This is a genomic window from Kitasatospora sp. NPDC002543 (genome assembly GCF_053594915.1).
The window spans coordinates 1-15,692 of sequence record NZ_JBSFWR010000050.1 but is presented as its reverse complement, the minus strand read 5'-3'; the positions used below and the strand labels follow the sequence as shown (position 1 = coordinate 15,692).

General features: G+C 73.6%; 12 protein-coding genes and 1 pseudogene. 7 read left to right on the top strand and 6 right to left on the bottom strand.

Annotation, left to right across the window (positions count from 1 at the left end; translation table 11 throughout):
- Positions 1-58 precede the first annotated feature (58 nt).
- Together ACWD4P_RS21475 and ACWD4P_RS21470 are read left to right on the top strand one after the other, a co-directional pair.
- Positions 59-1,624 carry an alpha/beta fold hydrolase gene (locus tag ACWD4P_RS21475; protein ID WP_449780635.1) on the top strand — a complete coding sequence of 522 codons (1,566 nt, stop codon included), beginning with the start codon at positions 59-61 and terminating at the stop codon, positions 1,622-1,624.
- Between the two features lie 248 nt (positions 1,625-1,872).
- A pseudogene (locus tag ACWD4P_RS21470) lies at positions 1,873-2,211 on the top strand (DUF7507 domain-containing protein); the annotation flags it as partial.
- A gap of 337 nt (positions 2,212-2,548) precedes the next feature.
- Here ACWD4P_RS21470 and ACWD4P_RS21465 read toward each other — a convergent pair.
- Complete coding sequence (locus tag ACWD4P_RS21465) at positions 2,549-2,917, bottom strand: hypothetical protein (RefSeq protein WP_449780668.1); 369 nt, start codon at positions 2,915-2,917, stop codon at positions 2,549-2,551.
- A 361-nt stretch (positions 2,918-3,278) separates the two neighbouring features.
- On the opposite strand from ACWD4P_RS21465, the gene ACWD4P_RS21460 reads away from it, so the two are divergent.
- Positions 3,279-4,040 (top strand): bestrophin-like domain, encoded by a 762-nt coding sequence (locus ACWD4P_RS21460; protein WP_449780634.1) that lies wholly within the window; start codon positions 3,279-3,281, stop codon positions 4,038-4,040.
- A 32-nt stretch (positions 4,041-4,072) separates the two neighbouring features.
- Here ACWD4P_RS21460 and ACWD4P_RS21455 read toward each other — a convergent pair whose 3' ends face one another.
- The 5 genes from ACWD4P_RS21455 to ACWD4P_RS21435 all read right to left on the bottom strand — a co-directional run bounded on the left by ACWD4P_RS21455 (position 4,073) and on the right by ACWD4P_RS21435 (position 9,288).
- Positions 4,073-5,272, bottom strand: coding sequence for a cytochrome P450 (locus ACWD4P_RS21455; protein ID WP_449780633.1), 1,200 nt, complete (start codon positions 5,270-5,272; stop codon positions 4,073-4,075).
- Positions 5,269-5,970, bottom strand: a complete 702-nt coding sequence (locus ACWD4P_RS21450) for a tRNA-dependent cyclodipeptide synthase (protein ID WP_449780632.1) — start codon at positions 5,968-5,970, stop codon at positions 5,269-5,271. Before ACWD4P_RS21450 ends, ACWD4P_RS21455 begins: the two co-directional genes overlap by 4 nt.
- 26 nt (positions 5,971-5,996) lie before the next feature.
- Positions 5,997-6,746 (bottom strand): TylF/MycF family methyltransferase, encoded by a 750-nt coding sequence (locus ACWD4P_RS21445; protein WP_359828787.1) that lies wholly within the window; start codon positions 6,744-6,746, stop codon positions 5,997-5,999.
- A gap of 83 nt (positions 6,747-6,829) precedes the next feature.
- Positions 6,830-8,086: a hypothetical protein gene (locus ACWD4P_RS21440; protein WP_449780631.1), complete on the bottom strand. Its 1,257-nt coding sequence runs from the start codon at positions 8,084-8,086 to the stop codon at positions 6,830-6,832.
- Entirely contained in the window at positions 8,083-9,288 is a 1,206-nt protein-coding gene (locus ACWD4P_RS21435) for a nucleotide disphospho-sugar-binding domain-containing protein (RefSeq protein ID WP_449780630.1), read from the bottom strand. Before ACWD4P_RS21435 ends, ACWD4P_RS21440 begins: the two co-directional genes overlap by 4 nt.
- A 254-nt stretch (positions 9,289-9,542) precedes the next feature.
- On the opposite strand from ACWD4P_RS21435, the gene ACWD4P_RS21430 reads away from it, so the two are divergent.
- The 4 genes from ACWD4P_RS21430 (at position 9,543) to ACWD4P_RS21415 (ending at position 15,587) form a co-directional block, all read left to right on the top strand.
- The gene (locus ACWD4P_RS21430) at positions 9,543-10,718 is read left to right on the top strand and encodes a hypothetical protein (protein WP_449780629.1); all 1,176 of its coding nucleotides are present in this window, start codon (positions 9,543-9,545) and stop codon (positions 10,716-10,718) included.
- Positions 10,719-10,853: 135 nt separating this feature from the next.
- Positions 10,854-11,246 (top strand): hypothetical protein, encoded by a 393-nt coding sequence (locus ACWD4P_RS21425; protein WP_359828779.1) that lies wholly within the window; start codon positions 10,854-10,856, stop codon positions 11,244-11,246.
- A 23-nt stretch (positions 11,247-11,269) separates the two neighbouring features.
- Positions 11,270-13,717 carry a DUF4132 domain-containing protein gene (locus ACWD4P_RS21420; RefSeq protein WP_449780628.1) on the top strand — a complete coding sequence of 816 codons (2,448 nt, stop codon included), beginning with the start codon at positions 11,270-11,272 and terminating at the stop codon, positions 13,715-13,717.
- 208 nt (positions 13,718-13,925) lie between these two features.
- Positions 13,926-15,587 carry a phospholipase D-like domain-containing protein gene (locus ACWD4P_RS21415; protein ID WP_359828775.1) on the top strand — a complete coding sequence of 554 codons (1,662 nt, stop codon included), beginning with the start codon at positions 13,926-13,928 and terminating at the stop codon, positions 15,585-15,587.
- Positions 15,588-15,692 lie beyond the last annotated feature (105 nt).

The following is a 15,692-nucleotide window of genomic DNA, read 5'->3' as shown; positions in this document are numbered from 1 at the left end:
CCGCCGCGCCGCCTACGGTCGCCCCGACGGCCCGCCCAGGCACCCGAGGGGAAACACCGTGATCCGCGCCGCCAAGCCGGCCGCCGCTCTGGCGTCGCTGGCCCTGACCATCCTCACCGCGTCCGCCGTACCGGCGGCCGGTGTCACCGCGCCCCCGCCCGCGGCGGTGGCCGCCGCCGATCCGCTCGCCGCGCTGCGCGGCCAACAGCCGCGCTGGCACCCCTGCGCGACCAGCCCGGAGGACACCGCCGGCGCCGAGCTCGACGCCGCCGGTGCCGGCTGCACCGAGCTCGCCGTCCCCCTCGACTACCGTCGCCCCGACGGGCGGACCACCGGGGTCGCCCTGGCCCGGCTGCCCGCCACCGACCGGGCCCGCCGCCTGGGCACCCTGTTCTACAACCCCGGCGGCCCCGGCGTCCCCGCCCGCGACCTCGCCCTCGCCCTGCGCCGGGCCGCGCCCGGCCTGGCCGCCCGCTACGACATCATCGGCATGGACCCGCGCTTCGTCGGCGCCAGTACGCCCCTCGACTGCGGCTGGCCCACGGCCGGCCCCGGCTCGGCCGGCCCCGACCGGCTGACCTTCGACCGGTCCGCCGAGGTCGCCAAGGGCCTCGCGGCCCGCTGCGCGCCGTACCGCGAGCTGCTGCCGCACATCTCCACCCGCAACACCGCCCGGGACATGGACCTGGTGCGCGCCGTCCTCGGCGAGGAGACGATCGCCTACCTCGGCTCCTCCTACGGCAGTTACCTCGGCGAGGTCTACCTCCAGCTGTTCCCCGGGCGCGTGGGGCGGGCGGTCTTCGACGCGGCCATGGACCCGGACCGCTTCGGCCCCGACCTGACCGCCACCCAGGGCCCCGCGATGGCGGCCGCGCTCACCGCGTGGGCCGCCTGGGCGGCCCGCCACGACGACCGCCACCACCTGGGCGGGACCACCACCGAGGTGCTGGCCGCGGTCGAGCGGGTGCGCCTGGCCGCCGGGCGCGCGCCGCTGGCGGTCGGCACCCACCGGGTCGACGCCCGGGCCCTGCCGCAGGTGCTGTGGACGGTGGCGGCCGGGGACGACGCCGCCGCCTACGAGGAGTTCTCCGCGCTGGTGCGCGTCCTGGCCGACGCCGCCGAGGGCCGTCCGGTGGAGCCGACCGCACTGCTGGAAGCGGTGCTGAGCGGTCTGACGGCCCCCGACGCGGGCGGCTACGCCGCCGTGCAGACCGCGATCATGTGCGCCGACCGCGCCGCCTCGCGCGATCCGCTCGCCTACTACCGCGACATCCAGGCCCACCGCGCCGACGAGCCGCTGTTCGGCCCGCTCACCCGCAACCTCACGCCCTGCACCTTCTGGCCCGCGGAGCCCGCCGAACCGCCCGCCCTGGTGCGCAACGCCGTGCCGGTCCTGCTGGTCGGCGCCGACGGCGACCCGGCCGCCACCTACCCCGGCCAACTCTCCGCCCACCGCGCCCTGACCGGCTCCCGCCTGGTGACCCTGCGCGGCGCCTTCCGGCACACCGTCTACGCGGGCCTGTTCGCGCCGCGCGACGCCTGCGTGGACACCGCCGTCGACCGCTACCTCCTGGACGGTGTTCTCCCCGTTCAGGACACCGACTGCCCGGCCGCCCGGCCCTGAATCCTGTTCCGGATGTCTGTGGCCGGGCAGGTCAACGCGTGCTCTGACCTGCTGGTTCACATCGTTCGGGCGGGGTTGTGCGGGTGGGCGACGGCCTGCACCGCGTGGTGCGGGCCGTCGCCCCTTCTGCCGGCAGTCCCGTGGCGGCTCCGCTCTCGTTGGCCTGGTCGGGTGATCGGCGTGGATCGGAGCCCGATGGAAGGCGTGTCGGCTGGGGCCGGGCCGCTCGCAGACAATAAGTAGCTTGTATGCCTGGATGGAAATTGTCCTTCTGTGCGGCGGCCGGCGTCCTGGCAGTGGCCGCTGCGGGCTCCGTCGCCGCACACCCGCGTGGCGGACCGGGCACCGGCGGGTTGGCGCTGTCGGTGACGGTCGACGGCCGACCCGGTGCCCCGGCGGTGGGAACCGGTGACGAGGTCAGGGTGAGTTACGCGCTGCGCAACGACGGCGAAACCCCGGTGGCCGACGTGCGGATCACCGACACCCTCGCCCCCGGCGTCGAACCGCGCTGCCCGGGCGGAGCCGAGAACCTCCCTCGGCTCGGCCCGGGAACCACTGTCGTCTGCACGGCGACCCTGCGGGTCCAGCCCGGTGAGCACAGGGGCCAGGCCACCGCCCGGGCGGCCATGACGTACGGCCGAGGCACCGTCACCCGCACGACGGATTCGGGCTACACCGGCGTGGAGGCGTTCGCGCCGACAGCGGCGGTGGTGGCGGCGACGACGGCGGCTGCGGCGGGCGGAGCCCCCGTGACGCTCGACGGCCCCGTGTGCGGAGTGCCCGCGCCCGGCTCCCCCTCGCCCGGGCCACCCGGTGTGCCGTCGCCCGGACCGCCGGGGCCGTCCGGGCCGTCCGGGCCGCCTGGTGCCCCGTCGCCCGGGGCGCCCGGAGGCGGAGTGCCCGGGGTTCCCTCGCCAGGCGGACCTACGCCTGGTGGTCCTGTGCCCGGGGCACCCGGGGGCGGGGCGCCGGGAACGCCTGCGCCTGGAGGCGGAGTGCCCGGGGCGCCCGCGGGTGGTGCGCGCGTCCCCGCACCCGGCGGGCCGGGGGTTCCAGCGACCGGCGTCGGTGGGCCCGGAGCCGGTGCCGTCGGTGGGCCCGGAGTCGGTGCTGCGGCTGCTGCTGCCGGAGTCGGTGCCGCTGGTGGTGGTGCGGTTGCTGCTCCCGGAGCGGGTGCGGCCGGTGGTGGTGGTGCCGGTGGCGGCGCTGCGGCTGCTGCTCCCGGGGGTGGTGCCGCTGGTGCCGCGCCTGCTGCACCTGCTGCGCCTGGAGCGCCTGCCGGTCCTGCCGCACCTGCCGCACCTGCCGCGCCCGGAACCGGAGCCGGAGCCGCGTCCGGTGGGCCCGTCCCGGGTGCGCCGGGTGCGCCGGCTGCGGCAGGTGCGCCGGGTGCGGGGGGCGAGCCCGCGAAGGGCTCGTCGAGCGCCTCCGCCAGTGCGTCCGCGACACCCTCCGGATCCCCGGGGCCGCACGCCGGGGGGAACCACGGGTCGCCTCTGCTGCACACCGGTCGCTTCGGCCAGAGCAAGCCCCCGCTGTCGCACGGCGTTCTGCTGTTCTTCCTGCTCCTGTTCGTTCCCGCGACCGTCGCCGCGGCCGTCGCGTGGCGTCGCTTCAAGCCGAGCCGCCGGACCGACTGAACCTGAGGGGTGCCATGGAACACGTACTCGCGATGACCGGCATCGTCGTCGGACTCGTCGTCGTCGCCGTCGGCGCCCTCCTGCTGAACGGCCGCAGGAGGAGGCGATCGGCGTCGGGGGAGGAAGCCCGCGACGGCACCGCCGACTACCTCACGATGATGGTCGGCGTGCTGTACGCCCTGGTGCTGGGCGTCGCGCTGGTGACGGTGTGGGAGTCCAAGGACGACGCCAGTACCAACATCAGCGCCGAGGCCGGGGCGCTGCACCAGATGTACCTGCTCGCCGACGCGCTGCCCCCCGACACCGCCCAGCAGGCCCGCTCGGCGACGGAGGCGTACGCCGCCTACGTCCGGAACGAGGAGTGGCCCCTGATGGAGCAGGGCAAACCGCTGGGCCCGCGCGGCTGGGCTCTGCTGCGCGACGTGCAGAACGCGTGGACGTCCTTCGAGCCCGCCACCAACGTGCAGCAGCAGGTGGACCAGGTGGCGTTCGCGCAGCTCTCCGCCGCCTATCAGGCGCGCCACGGCCGGGAGGAGGCCGCGGGCCAGGGCATGTCGGGTGTCATGTGGTTCGGCCTGCTCGCCGGTGGTGCGCTCACCCTGGGCCTGATGTTCCTCTTCGGGGTCGAGCGCACGGGCACCCATCTGGTGCTGGCTACGGGCTTCACCTGCCTGATCGTCTTCATGGTCGTCCTGATCTACGAACTGAACTCGCCGTTCGGCGGCCTGCTCGGTCTGTCGTCCGCGCCGTTCGCCGGGGTCGCCGTCGGAGTTTGACCGGGGTCGCCCTTCGCAGGTTCGTCGACCCCTCACCACGCGACGGGCAGGACGAGCGGGCGGGTGAACAGGTTGTCCTCGTCCCAGGGGAGTTCGTCCGCGTTGATCCCGAGGATGAGGGTCGGGAACCGGGTGAAGAGTGTCTCGAAGGCGATCCGCAGATGCGTTCGGGCCAGGGAGGCGCCCAGGCAGAAGTGGGGCCCGGCGCCGAAGGTCCTGGAGCCGTCCGTACGGCGGTGGATGTCGAACCGGTGGGGGTTCTTGTAGTGGTCGGGGTCCCAGGTCGCCGCGATCATCGGCGTGACGACCGTCTCTCCCGCGCGGATCGGCACGCCGCGGATCTCGGTGTTCTCCAACGCGACCCGCGGGTTGGACAGGTAGCCGTTGTGGTGCAGCCGCAGGAGTTCTTCCACGACCGCCGGCCACAACCGCGGGTCGTCGCGGACGGCTCGCAGTTCGTCGGGGTGCCTGAGCAGGGTGACGATGCCGGTGGACATCGAGGAGACCAGCGGTTCGACGCCGGTGACGAGCAGGTAGCTGACGGTGCCGTGCAGTTCGTCGGAGGTGATCTCACCGGCCTGGTGGGCCGTGACCAGCGCCCCGACCGGTTCGGCCGGATCGGGGTCGGACCACTTGTCCGCGATGATCTCGGCGGCCAGCGTGCCGATTCTTTCGGTGGCGGTCGCAACGTCCGTCCGGTCCGCGTTCTGGCTGGTCTGCTCGCGGAAGAATCCGTGCAGTGCCTGGCGCCGGTCCGCCGCGATGCGCAGCAGGCCGCAGCTGACGCGCAGGGCGAGGGGCGCGGTGTAGGCGCCGACCAGGTCGGTGGGGTTGCTTCCGGCGGCCATGGCGGCCAGCAGGTCGTCGGCGTGCGCCGCGATGTCGCCGGAACACCGTTCGGCGGCCCCCCGGTTGAACAGGGGGTTGAGGATCTGGCGCACCCGGGTGTGCCGGGGCGGGTCGAGGTTGAAGATGCCCCCGGGCACGGAGTTGAAGTCCTCGCCGATCAGTCTCGGCGCGCCCGGGTAGACCAGGTTCCTGGAGAAGCGCGGGTCGGTGAGGACGTCGGTGATGTCGTCGTAGCGGGTCAGCAGCCAGGTGGTGTGCCCGCTGGGCATGCGCAGCGGGCAGACCGGTCGTTCCCGCCGCAGGGTGGCGTACAGCGGGGGCGGGGTCCCGTGTTCTCCTGCGGGCAGCGGCCATTGGAGGACGTCGGTATCCGGCAGGGTCACTGCTGGGCTCCACTTCTGTCGACGTTCGCCGGCTCGTCCGGTTCGGCGGTCAGCGCGACGGTGGCGAAGCCGTGGCCCTTTGCCGGTGCCAGTGCGGGGACCTCGCCGTTCCACAGGGCGAGTTGCAGGGGCCAGGGACGGTTGTAGAGGAGGACGGCGGTCCTGGTTCCCACGATGCCGGGCATGTCGAGGATCAGTGGGAGTTCGGCGAGGACGTAGCCCAGGTTGAGCTCGGTCTGGGCCGGGGTCGGCTCTGTGCCGAGGACGGTCCTGAGGTAGCCGCGGGAGGCTTCTCGGCACAGTTCCCGCAGTCGGCCGTCCGAGCGGAAGACGCCGTCGACCTCGGCGCGCAGCTCGCGGTAGCGCCTGCGGGTGGCGAGCCGGGTCCAGCTGTTGACCCGGGCGTGCGGGTTCGGCCCGGAAGCGTCGAGGGCGCGTCGGGCCGTGGCGCGCATCCTGCGTACGACCCGGGTCGTGGTCTGCACCGCTTCCCGGGGTTCCCGTCCGCCGGCGATGAGGCCGAAGGCCGTCTCGTAGCCGGGCAGGACGGCTTCGACGTGCTGGAACCGGCCGGCGGCCCAGGCCAGCAGTGTCCCGACGGTCGAGGGCCGGTAGAAGCCGTTGAACGGGCTCAGCCCGAACACGGCGGCTTCACCGGCGTCGATGATCCTCCGCGACTGCTCGTTGAGGGGGTGCACCGTGACGGTTTCCGCCGGGGCCGCGGTCACAGGCTTCGCCGCCAGTAGGCGCCGCAGACGTCGATCGGCTGGATCGGGTCGTCGATCCGCTGTTCGTGGCGGAAGTCGTGCACCGCGGCCCGGCACGCCGGGATGACGTAGTCGTCGACGATTACGAACCCTCCGGTGGACAGCCTCGGGTACAGGTGGGTCAGGGCGTCCCGGGTGGACTCGTAGAGGTCGCCGTCGAGGCGCAGCAGCGCCAGCTTCTCGATCGGCGCCTGGGGCAGGGAGTCCCGGAACCGGCCCGGGAGGAAGACGACCTGCTCGTCCAGCAGCCCGTAGCGGCGGAAGTTCTCCGCGACCTCCTCCTGGGGCACGTCGAGGACGCCGTTGGCCTGGTGCAGGGCCAGTTCGCGGTCCAGGGGGTGCCCGTCGATGCCCACGTCGGGGATGCCGGTGAAGGAGTCGGCCACCCACACCCGGCGGTCGGCGACGCCGTGCGCCTTGAGGAACGCGCGCATGAAGATGCAGGCTCCGCCGCGCCAGACGCCGGTCTCGACGAGGTCGCCGTCGATGCCGTCCGCGAGGACCCGTTCCAGGCAGTCGTGCAGGTTGTCCAGCCGCTCCAGTCCGATCATCGTGTGCGCGGCGGCGGGCCAGTCCAGTCCTCCGTGCCGCTTCTCGGCCCGGTATGCGGTCGGCCCGTCCGGGGTGAGCGCGCCGTCCTGGTAGATGACGTTGGTCAGGACCTTCTTCATGAGGTCCAGGTAGAGGTGCCCGTCACTGTCGTCCACTGGTGTCTCCATGGCTGGTCGGTCTCGGTGTGGATCGCTCCGCAGGGTCCGGAGGTCCGGGGTCGGTGTGACCTGACGGGACGTCACTCGGGGGGCGGGGGGCAACCGCGGTCGAGGAAGGCTGGTGCGCCTTCCTCGGCGTTGACGCCCTTCTCGATGAAAGCGAGGTTGTGGTAGACGGTCAGGGCCACGGTGTGGCGGTCGGCGTAGGACGGCCGGGACGCCACCGCCGGTGTGACCCACTCCTGGTGGTGCAGGCCGTCGATGAGCTGCTTGAGCAGGCCGGCCGAGGTCGCGGGCCCGGCGACGGGGCCGGCGGTGCCGCCGAAGGAGGGCCAGTAGGCGGTCTGGAGGTCCTCGACCACGTACAGCCCACCCGGCCGCACGTGGCGGAACAGGGCGGCGAAGGAGGTGCGGACGTCGGCGTTGAGATGGCTGCCGTCGTCGATGACGATGTCGAACGGCCCGAACCGGCGGCCGAGTTCGTCGAGGAGTACCGGGTCGCCCTGGTCGCCGACGGCGGTGGCGATGCGTGGGCCCCGGACACCGGGCTTGGGGACGATGTCGAGTCCGAGGACCAGTGCCGCGGGGAAGTAGCGCTGCCACATGCGCAGTGACGCGCCGCCCTGGTCCGCCGCGTCGTAGCCGCCGATCCCGATCTCCAGCAGGCGGATCGGTGCGTCCCGGAAGCGGGCGAAGTGCCGTTCGTAGTGCTGGGTGTACCAGTGGAGGTCGGCCCACTTGTCCGAGCCGAACCGGGTGGAGAGCCGGCCGAGGTCGACCGGGTGCCGTTGGCAGGCGGCCACGACCGCCTGGACGGCGACCGCCAGTCGCCGGCGCTCGCCGACGATCGCGGTGAGTCGGCCCGGGTCCGGGCAGGAGGCGTTCAGCTCGGCGCAGGTGGTCACCCGGCGGCTGGTCTGGCGGTCGGTGCCGGTACCGGTGCCGGGGCCGTAGAGGCTGCGCAGGAGGTCGGCGGCGTCGTGGCTGATCCGCACCGGTGCGTCCTGCCAGCCGTCCCGCCGCGAGGTCAGCCCGTCGCGGTCGACGGTGATGAGGCGGGCGGCCCGGTCCCGGCCCGCGGTGATCTCGAAGGAGAGGCGCGCGGGGCGGTCGACCGGTACGGGATCGCACCGCACCGCCAGTTCCTCGGCGACGAGTGCCGCGACCCGGTCGAGCCCGAGGTCGCCGACGGCCCGCGCCAGCAGGTGTTCGTCCGAGGCCGCGCGCAGGAGCGGCGCGATCGCGGGCCAGCCGGAGCCGGTGGCCGTGATCGGACGGGCGTCGCCGTCCAGCGGTGGGCTGGGCGCGTCGGCGGGTTCCGGGACCGTGTGGGTCATGACACGGCCTCGGACAGCCGCCGGACGACCTGCCCGGGGCCGGGCATCGCGCTGATCTCGTCGCGGACCTGCCGGCACGCCTCGCGGATCCGCGGGTCGGTCAGGACACGGCGGACCCCGTCGGCGAGTGCCCCGCGGTCGATGTCCCGGTCAGGGAACGCCATCCCGGTCCCGCGCTCCACCACCGCCTGCGCGTTCACCGGTTGGTCCGCCGTCTGCGGCAGGACGAGCTGCGGCACACCATGGGCGAGTGCTGTGAAGGTGGTGCCCGACCCGCCGTGGTGGACGACGGCCGCGCAACTCGGGAGCAGGGCGCTGAGCGGCACCCAGCCGACGGCGCGGACGTTCGGGGGGAGCAGCCCCGGGCCGGACACCTCCGGGCCGTCCGCCGTGAGGACGACCTCGGTCTCCTCGGCGGCCACCGCCTCGACCACGTCCCGCAGCATCGAGGTGCAGCCGACGGCGGGGAGCACCGACCCCCAGGTCACGCAGATGCGCGGGCGCCGCGGCGGGACGCACAGCCAGTCGGGCAGCACGGCACCGCCGTTGTAGGGCACGTAGCGCATCGGCCACCCGGTCGCGCTGCCCGGTGGGCGCATGCTCTCGGGGCAGGGGTCGATGGTGGCCGCCGGCGGAGTGAGCGCGCCGGTGACACCGTGGCGTGCGCAGACGTCCTCCATGGCGCTCAGCACGGCGGAGAAGGTCGGGTAGGGCAGCCCGATCCCGTGCATCGCGCAGGGGACGCCGGCGGCCTCGGCGGCGAGCTGGCCGCCGGACAGGAAGGTCGTGAAGACGACGAGGTCCGCGTGCCACCGGCGGATCAGGTCGACGGTGCGGTCCACCAGTCGGCCTCCCACTCCACGGGCCAGGGCGGCGGCGTCGTCGGGCGCCGGCCCCGGCGGTGGGTCGGCCGTCGCGGGGCCCGGCAGGTCCGACGTACCGGCGAACCGGCGCCACGCACCGGGGAGGTCGTACCGGTCGGGCCTGTTCTTCGCGAGCCGGACGCCGAGCCGGTGGTAGGTGTCCGCGGCGTCGCCGTCGCAGACGTCCACGGCGGCCAGGCCCGAGCGCGCGGCCATCTCCAGGCTCGGCCCGGTCGTGGCCACCAGGACCGCGTGGCCGGCCTCCTGCGCGGCCCACAGGGCGGGAACCGCCGGCATGAGGTGGCCGACCCCGGGCGCTGCCACGAACAAGACGCGCACAGACTGCTCCTCACCGGCTGAAGACATGGGTAATCGCGAATGCGACAAGATTTGTTGGGAATTGTCCAGCCCGGCTGGACCGATTTCAAGCACGCCGGGCCGGACGTGCGACTCCGGGGTCGATCGCGCCGAACGGCGCTTTCACCGGCTCGCACCGAAACGCATTCCGGCGGCTGCTTGACCGGGAACGACGGGCGCGAGAACGTGTCAGGCGAGGCCCATTCCAACGGAGTTCAAGAAAGGGATTTCATGTGATGAGCACATCCTCGGGCCCGGGGGTGGTCGGGAAAACCGATCCGACCGCACTGATCGAAGGCCTCAGACTGGCCGGGGAGGACACCCGGGCCCTGCACTCCGTCGTCCACTCGTACGAACTGGCGGACATCGCGGCCGTATTGGTCGACGAAATCCTCTTCCGCTGCGACCCGCCCGGAAACGCCGAACCGGTTGTCATCGCCATGGACGTCACACGCGGCGAAGAACGACACGGTACCTCCTTTCTGGTACAAGTCGGCCGGCCGCTCCGCCGGAACGAGGCGAACGGTGCCGCCGCACTCCACATCGAATTCGACGTCATCGACCTGGTGCGGGAACTCTTCGGCCCCGCCGGCCCCACCGGGCCCGGTGGGCCGGCGACCCGGAGGACCGCCCTGCAATTCGTCCCGGAGTCCGTGTCGGTGGACGGCCTCCGCCCGCTCGGCCCGATCATGGCAGCGGCCAGCACGGTCCTCACCGGCTGCTCCTCCGACCACCCCGGGCTCGCCCGGCTGGCGGTGCGCCACGACTCGGACAAGTGGGGCGGCCTGCACTGGTTCGCCCCGCTCTACGAACGCCACCTGCACCACCTGCGCACCCAGCCCGTCCGCGTGCTCGAAATCGGGATCGGCGGGTACGACAACCCGGCCTTCGGCGGTGGGTCCCTGAAGATGTGGAAGCACTACTTTCCGCGCGGCCTCGTGTTCGGTGTCGACCTGTTCGACAAGAGCGGTCTCGACCAGCAGCGCCTCCGCACGCTGAAGGCGGACCAGGGCGACCCGGCCCAGCTGACCGAAATCGCCGAGCGGCACGGCCCGTTCGACATCGTCATCGACGACGGGAGTCACATCAACGAGCACATCAGGACCTCGTTCCGGGCCCTGTTCCCCCACGTGCGCCCCGGAGGCCTGTACGTCATCGAGGACCTGTGGACGTCCTACGCCCCGGGCTACGGCGGGAACGAGGATCCCGAGGCCTGCGGCGGCACCGCGCTCGGCCTCGTCAAGCAGCTCGTGGACGACCTCCACTACGAGGAACAGCCGGCGAAGCCCACCGGCGGAGTCGGAGCGTCCCTGGCCGGCCTGCACCTCTACCGCAACATCGCGTTCCTGGAGAAGGGCCGCAACGCCGATGGCGGGATCCCGGACTGGATCCGCCACGCCCCGGACTCCTGAGGCCCCTCCCGAGAGCCGGGCCGTCAGCTGGCCCTCCAGGCGGGCGGCCATGACGCTGGGGGACGGACCGGCCCGGGCAGGGCCCCTCCCGGGGCACCGGCGGCGGTGTCACTGGGGGGCCGTACTGTCCACGGCATGGGAATCGTGAGGTTCGTCGACGAGACGACGGCTGGGCACCGGAGCGACGGGTGGGGTCTGGAGATCGCGGAGGAGCGGCTCACCGTGGGTGAGCTGATCCGGCGCAGGGTCTTCCAGGAGGTCGCGGAGTACAACGCGCGGACGCCGGAGGTGTTCCGGGGCCTGGTGCAGCCGCAGGACGCGGAGCGGGTGCTGAACGGGTACGCGCTGCGCACGCCCCGGCGGATCGATCCCGAGGTGCAGACGGAGCTGGCGCTCGCGGCGTTCGCGGGCAACGGCTTCCTCGTGCTGGTGGGGGACCGGCAGGTCACCGACCCGGCGGAGGAGGTCGAGCTGGTGCTCGGCACCGAGGTCACGTTCCTGAAGCTCGTGCCGCTGGTGGGGGGCTGAGGACGGTGGAGTTCCACGGGATCATGGAGCTGCTCCGGCGGCGTGCTCTCACGCCGGCGCAGACGGAGGGGATCGCCGACGGGCTGGTGCGGCTGGCGGCCGGTGACGACGACATGTGGTCCGGCGTGTGGGACGCCGTGCTCGCCGAGGTGCGCAGGATGCCGGCGGAGGCCAGGGGCGCGCTCGCCGACGCCCTGGCGGCGCGGCTCCCCGCGGAGGGGGCGGGCGCGGCCCACGGCAACGTGCTGGGCCTGGTCGTCGTCATCGAGCGGACCCTGCCCGACCGGTCCGGCCGCCGGTCGGCGGAGCAGGCGAAGGTGCTCGGCGAGATCGGACGGCAGCACGGCCTGTGGTTCGGCAGGCGCTACCTCACCCTCGCCGAGGCCGAGTTGGAGGACGGCCGGCCCTTCGCGCCCGAGGTCGTGGCCGTCCTGCGGCGTTCGGCGTTGGAGTCCTACGGCGACGACCGGGTCCGGGCGCTCGCGAAGCGGCTCACCGAACCCGTCCTCAACGTCGGTGAGGAGTGGGCCGAGCGGGCGATGCGGGAGGCCGAGGACGTACCGGGGCTGGAGGCCCTGCTGCGGCACGCGACCACCGCGACGGCGGCCAGGCCCACCCGGGCGTGGGAGCGGCGGGCGGGTGCGCTGGTCGAGCAGTTGGGCGCGGAGCGGGTGCGGGCCGCGGTGGTGCCGTGGCTCGCGCTGGTCGGGCGGCGGACGTTCGCGCTGGAGCGCCGGGAGTGGGAGCCGGACGTCAACGCCGCGTTCGATCCGTACAACGCCAACGCCCTGCGCGGGCTGACGTGGGTGCTCGGGACGCTGCCCGCGCACCCGGACACCGTGCGGGCGCTCGGGGCGCTGGTCGAGAGTTCGCTCCGGAAGGCCGCCGGGATCGGCCCGCGCAATCCGAAGGCCGCCAACGCCGCCGTGGGCGCGCTCACCCGGCTCGACGGGGAGCCGGTTCTCGCCGAGCTGGCCCGGCTGGCCACGCGGGTGACGTACAAGCCCGTGCTCAGGCTGATCGAGTCCGTGCTGGAGCACCGGGCCGAGGAGCTAGGCCTCTCCCGTGAGGAGATGGAGGAACTCGCCGTCCCCGCCTACGGGTTGACGGAGGTCGGGCGCCTGGAGCGGCAACTGGGCGACGTCACGGCGGTGGTGGAGGTCCGGGGCGGCAAAGCCGTTCTGAGCTGGCGCGGTTCGGCCGGCAAGGTCGTGAAGAGCGTGCCGGCCGCCGTCAGGCGCGACCACGCCGAGGAGGTCAAGGAGCTGAAGGCGGCGGTCAAGGACGTCGACAAGATGCTCTCCGCGCAGAGCGAGCGCCTGGACCGGCAGTTCCTCGCCGACCGCGCCTGGCCGTACGCCGGCTGGCGGGAGCGGTTCCTGGACCACCCCCTGATGGGGACGCTGGCGCGGCGGCTGCTGTGGACGGTGGACGGCACGGCCGTCGGGTTCGCCGACGGCGAGCTGCGCACGCTCACCGACGACCCGGTGCGGGAGGGCGGCGAGGTCCGGCTCTGGCACCCGGTGGGGCGCGGGCCCGCCGAGGTCGTGGCCTGGCGCGACTGGCTGGAGCGGCACGCGATCACCCAGCCGTTCAAGCAGGCGCACCGCGAGGTGTACCTGCTGACCGACGCCGAGCGGGCGACGGGCACCTACTCCAACCGGTTCGCCGGGCACGTCCTGCGCCAGCACCAGTTCCACTCCCTGGCGGCCGTCAGGGGCTGGCACAACAGACTGCGGCTGATGGTCGACGACTCGGCCCCGCCGGCCACCCGGGAGCTGCCGCGGTGGGGGCTGCGCGCCGAGTACTGGATCCACGGGGAGTCCCACGCGCTCGGTGCCGACACCACCGACTCCGGCAGCTTCCTGCGGCTGAGCACCGACCAGGTGCGCTTCTACCCGATCGACGCCCCGCAGAACTTCGCGGCCTGCTACGGCGGGGACTACCGGATGAGCGCGTCCCGCCGGGCCGCGCGGGTGGAGCCCGTGCCGATCGCCGACGTCCCGCCGCTCGTCCTGTCCGAAGTCCTGCGCGACGTCGATCTGTTCGTGGGGGTGGCCAGTGTCGGCAACGACCCGACCTGGCAGGACGGCGGGCCCGAGGGCCGCTACCGCGAGTACTGGGCCTCGTACGGCTTCGGCGAGCTGAGCCAGAGTGCGGAGACCCGCCGGGTGCTGCTGGAGCGGCTGGTGCCCCGCCTGGCGATCGCCGACCGCTGCACCGTCGAGGGGCGTTTCCTGCGCGTGGTGGGATCGCGCCGGACGTACAGGATCCACCTGGGCTCGGGGAACATCCTCATGGCGCCGAACGACCAGTACCTCTGCATCGTCCCCAAGGCCGGCCAGGCCGCCCCGCAGGCCGGCTACCTGCCCTTCGAGGGCGACCGCATGACGGCGGTGATCCTCAGCAAGGCCGTCCTGCTGGCCGACGACGCGAGGATCACGGACCCGACGATCCTGAGCCAGTTGTAGGGCCCTGGATCCGGCTCGGGGCCGACGGCGAACGGGAGACGGCGAACGGGAGGGGGCGAACGGGAGGGGGTGAACGGGGGAGGCGGCGGTCCGCTCGGGGCGAGCGGGCCGTCCTTGGCGGGACCATGACGACACATCAGGTTACCTTGAGGTAATTTACCGGTGTCGTCCGGGTGAACGCCCCCGGCCCCGCATGAAGGACTCGCACGTGCTCTCTCACCAGCCCCGCCGTTCCGGCCGCCGTCTGGCCGGCTCCGCGCTGGCCCTCGCCGCCGCCATCGGCGCGCTGCCCGTCGCCCCCGCGTTCGCCGACCCGGCGCCCGCGCCGACGGCTCCCCGGACCGACGGAACCCCCCACCTGGACGCGGTGGAACGGACCTTGCGCCAGGTCTCGCCCGGTCTGGAGGGCGCGGTGTGGCAGCGGACGGCGGGCAACCGGCTGGACGCGCCGGCCGGGGACCCGGGCGGCTGGCTGCTGCAGACGCCCGGGTGCTGGGGGGACGCCTCCTGTGCCGAACGGACCGGCACGGCGCGGCTGCTGGACCGGATGCGGGAGAACATCGCGCGGGCCACCCGCACCGTCGACATATCCACCCTCGCCCCGTTCCCGGACGGCGGGTTCCAGGACGCCATCGTGGACGGCCTCAAGGCGTCGGTGGCCGCCGGGAACGCGCCCCACGTGCGGGTCCTCGCCGGGGCCGCCCCACTGATCAACATCACCGCGCTGCCGTCGAAGTACCGGGACGACCTGGTGGCCCGGCTCGGCCCGGCCGCCGACCGGGTGACCGTCGAGGTGGCCTCGATGACCACCGCGAAGACCGCGTTCTCCTGGAACCACTCCAAGCTGCTGGTCGTCGACGGGCAGAGCGTCATCACCGGCGGCATCAACAACTGGAAGGGCGACTACCTGGACACCGCCCACCCGGTGACGGACGTCGACCTCGCGCTGAACGGTCCGGCCGCCGCCTCCGCGGGCGCCTACCTGGACACCCTGTGGGACTGGACCTGCCGCAACAGCGGGGTCTTCTCGGCCGCCTGGTTCGCCTCCTCGAAGGGCGCCGGATGCACCCCTGACCTGGAGAAGCGGCTCAACCCGCCGGCCGCGCAGGTGCCCGCCACCGGCAACGTGCCGGTGATCGCGATCGGCGGCCTGGGCGTCGGGATCCGCGACACCGATCCCTCCTCCGACTACCGTCCCGAGCCGGCGGCCGGCGCCGACGAGGCCGCGTGCGGCCCCGTCAACCTGCGCGACCGCACCAACGGCGACCGCGCCTACGAGACCGTCAACCCGGAGGAGAACGCGCTGCGCGCGCTGGTCGCCGGCGCCACCAGCCGGATCGACATCTCCCAGCAGGACGTGACGGGCACCTGCCCGCCGATGCCCCGCTACGACGCGCGGCTCTTCGACACGCTCGCGGGCAAGCTCGCCGACGGCGTGAAGGTCCGGATCGTGGTCAGCGACCCCGGCAACCGGGGCGCCGTCGGCAGCGGCGGGTACTCGCAGATCAAGTCCCTGAACGAGATCAGCGACACCCTCGCGGCCCGGCTCACCGCCCGCCTCGGCGACCCGGCCCAGGCCCGGACCGCGATGTGCCGGAACCTCCAACTCGCCTCGTTCCGCGCGGCATCCGCCCCCACCTGGGCCGACGGACACCCGTACGCGCTGCACCACAAGCTGGTGTCGGTGGACGGCTCCGCGTTCTTCATCGGCTCGAAGAACCTCTACCCGGCCTGGCTGCAGGACTTCGGCTACGTGGTGGAGGACCGCACCGCCGCCGCCCAGCTGGACACCCGACTGCTCGCCCCGCAGTGGCAGTACTCGCAGGCCGCCGCGACCTACGACTACAGCCGGGGCCTGTGCCAGGGCTGACGGCGTGAGGGCACCGTGAGGACACCGCGGGCCGCCGTCGGCCGGTGCGGGGGCGGGGGCGCCCCGGGGGGCCCGGCGGCGGGCGCCCCCCCCGCCCCGGCCCCC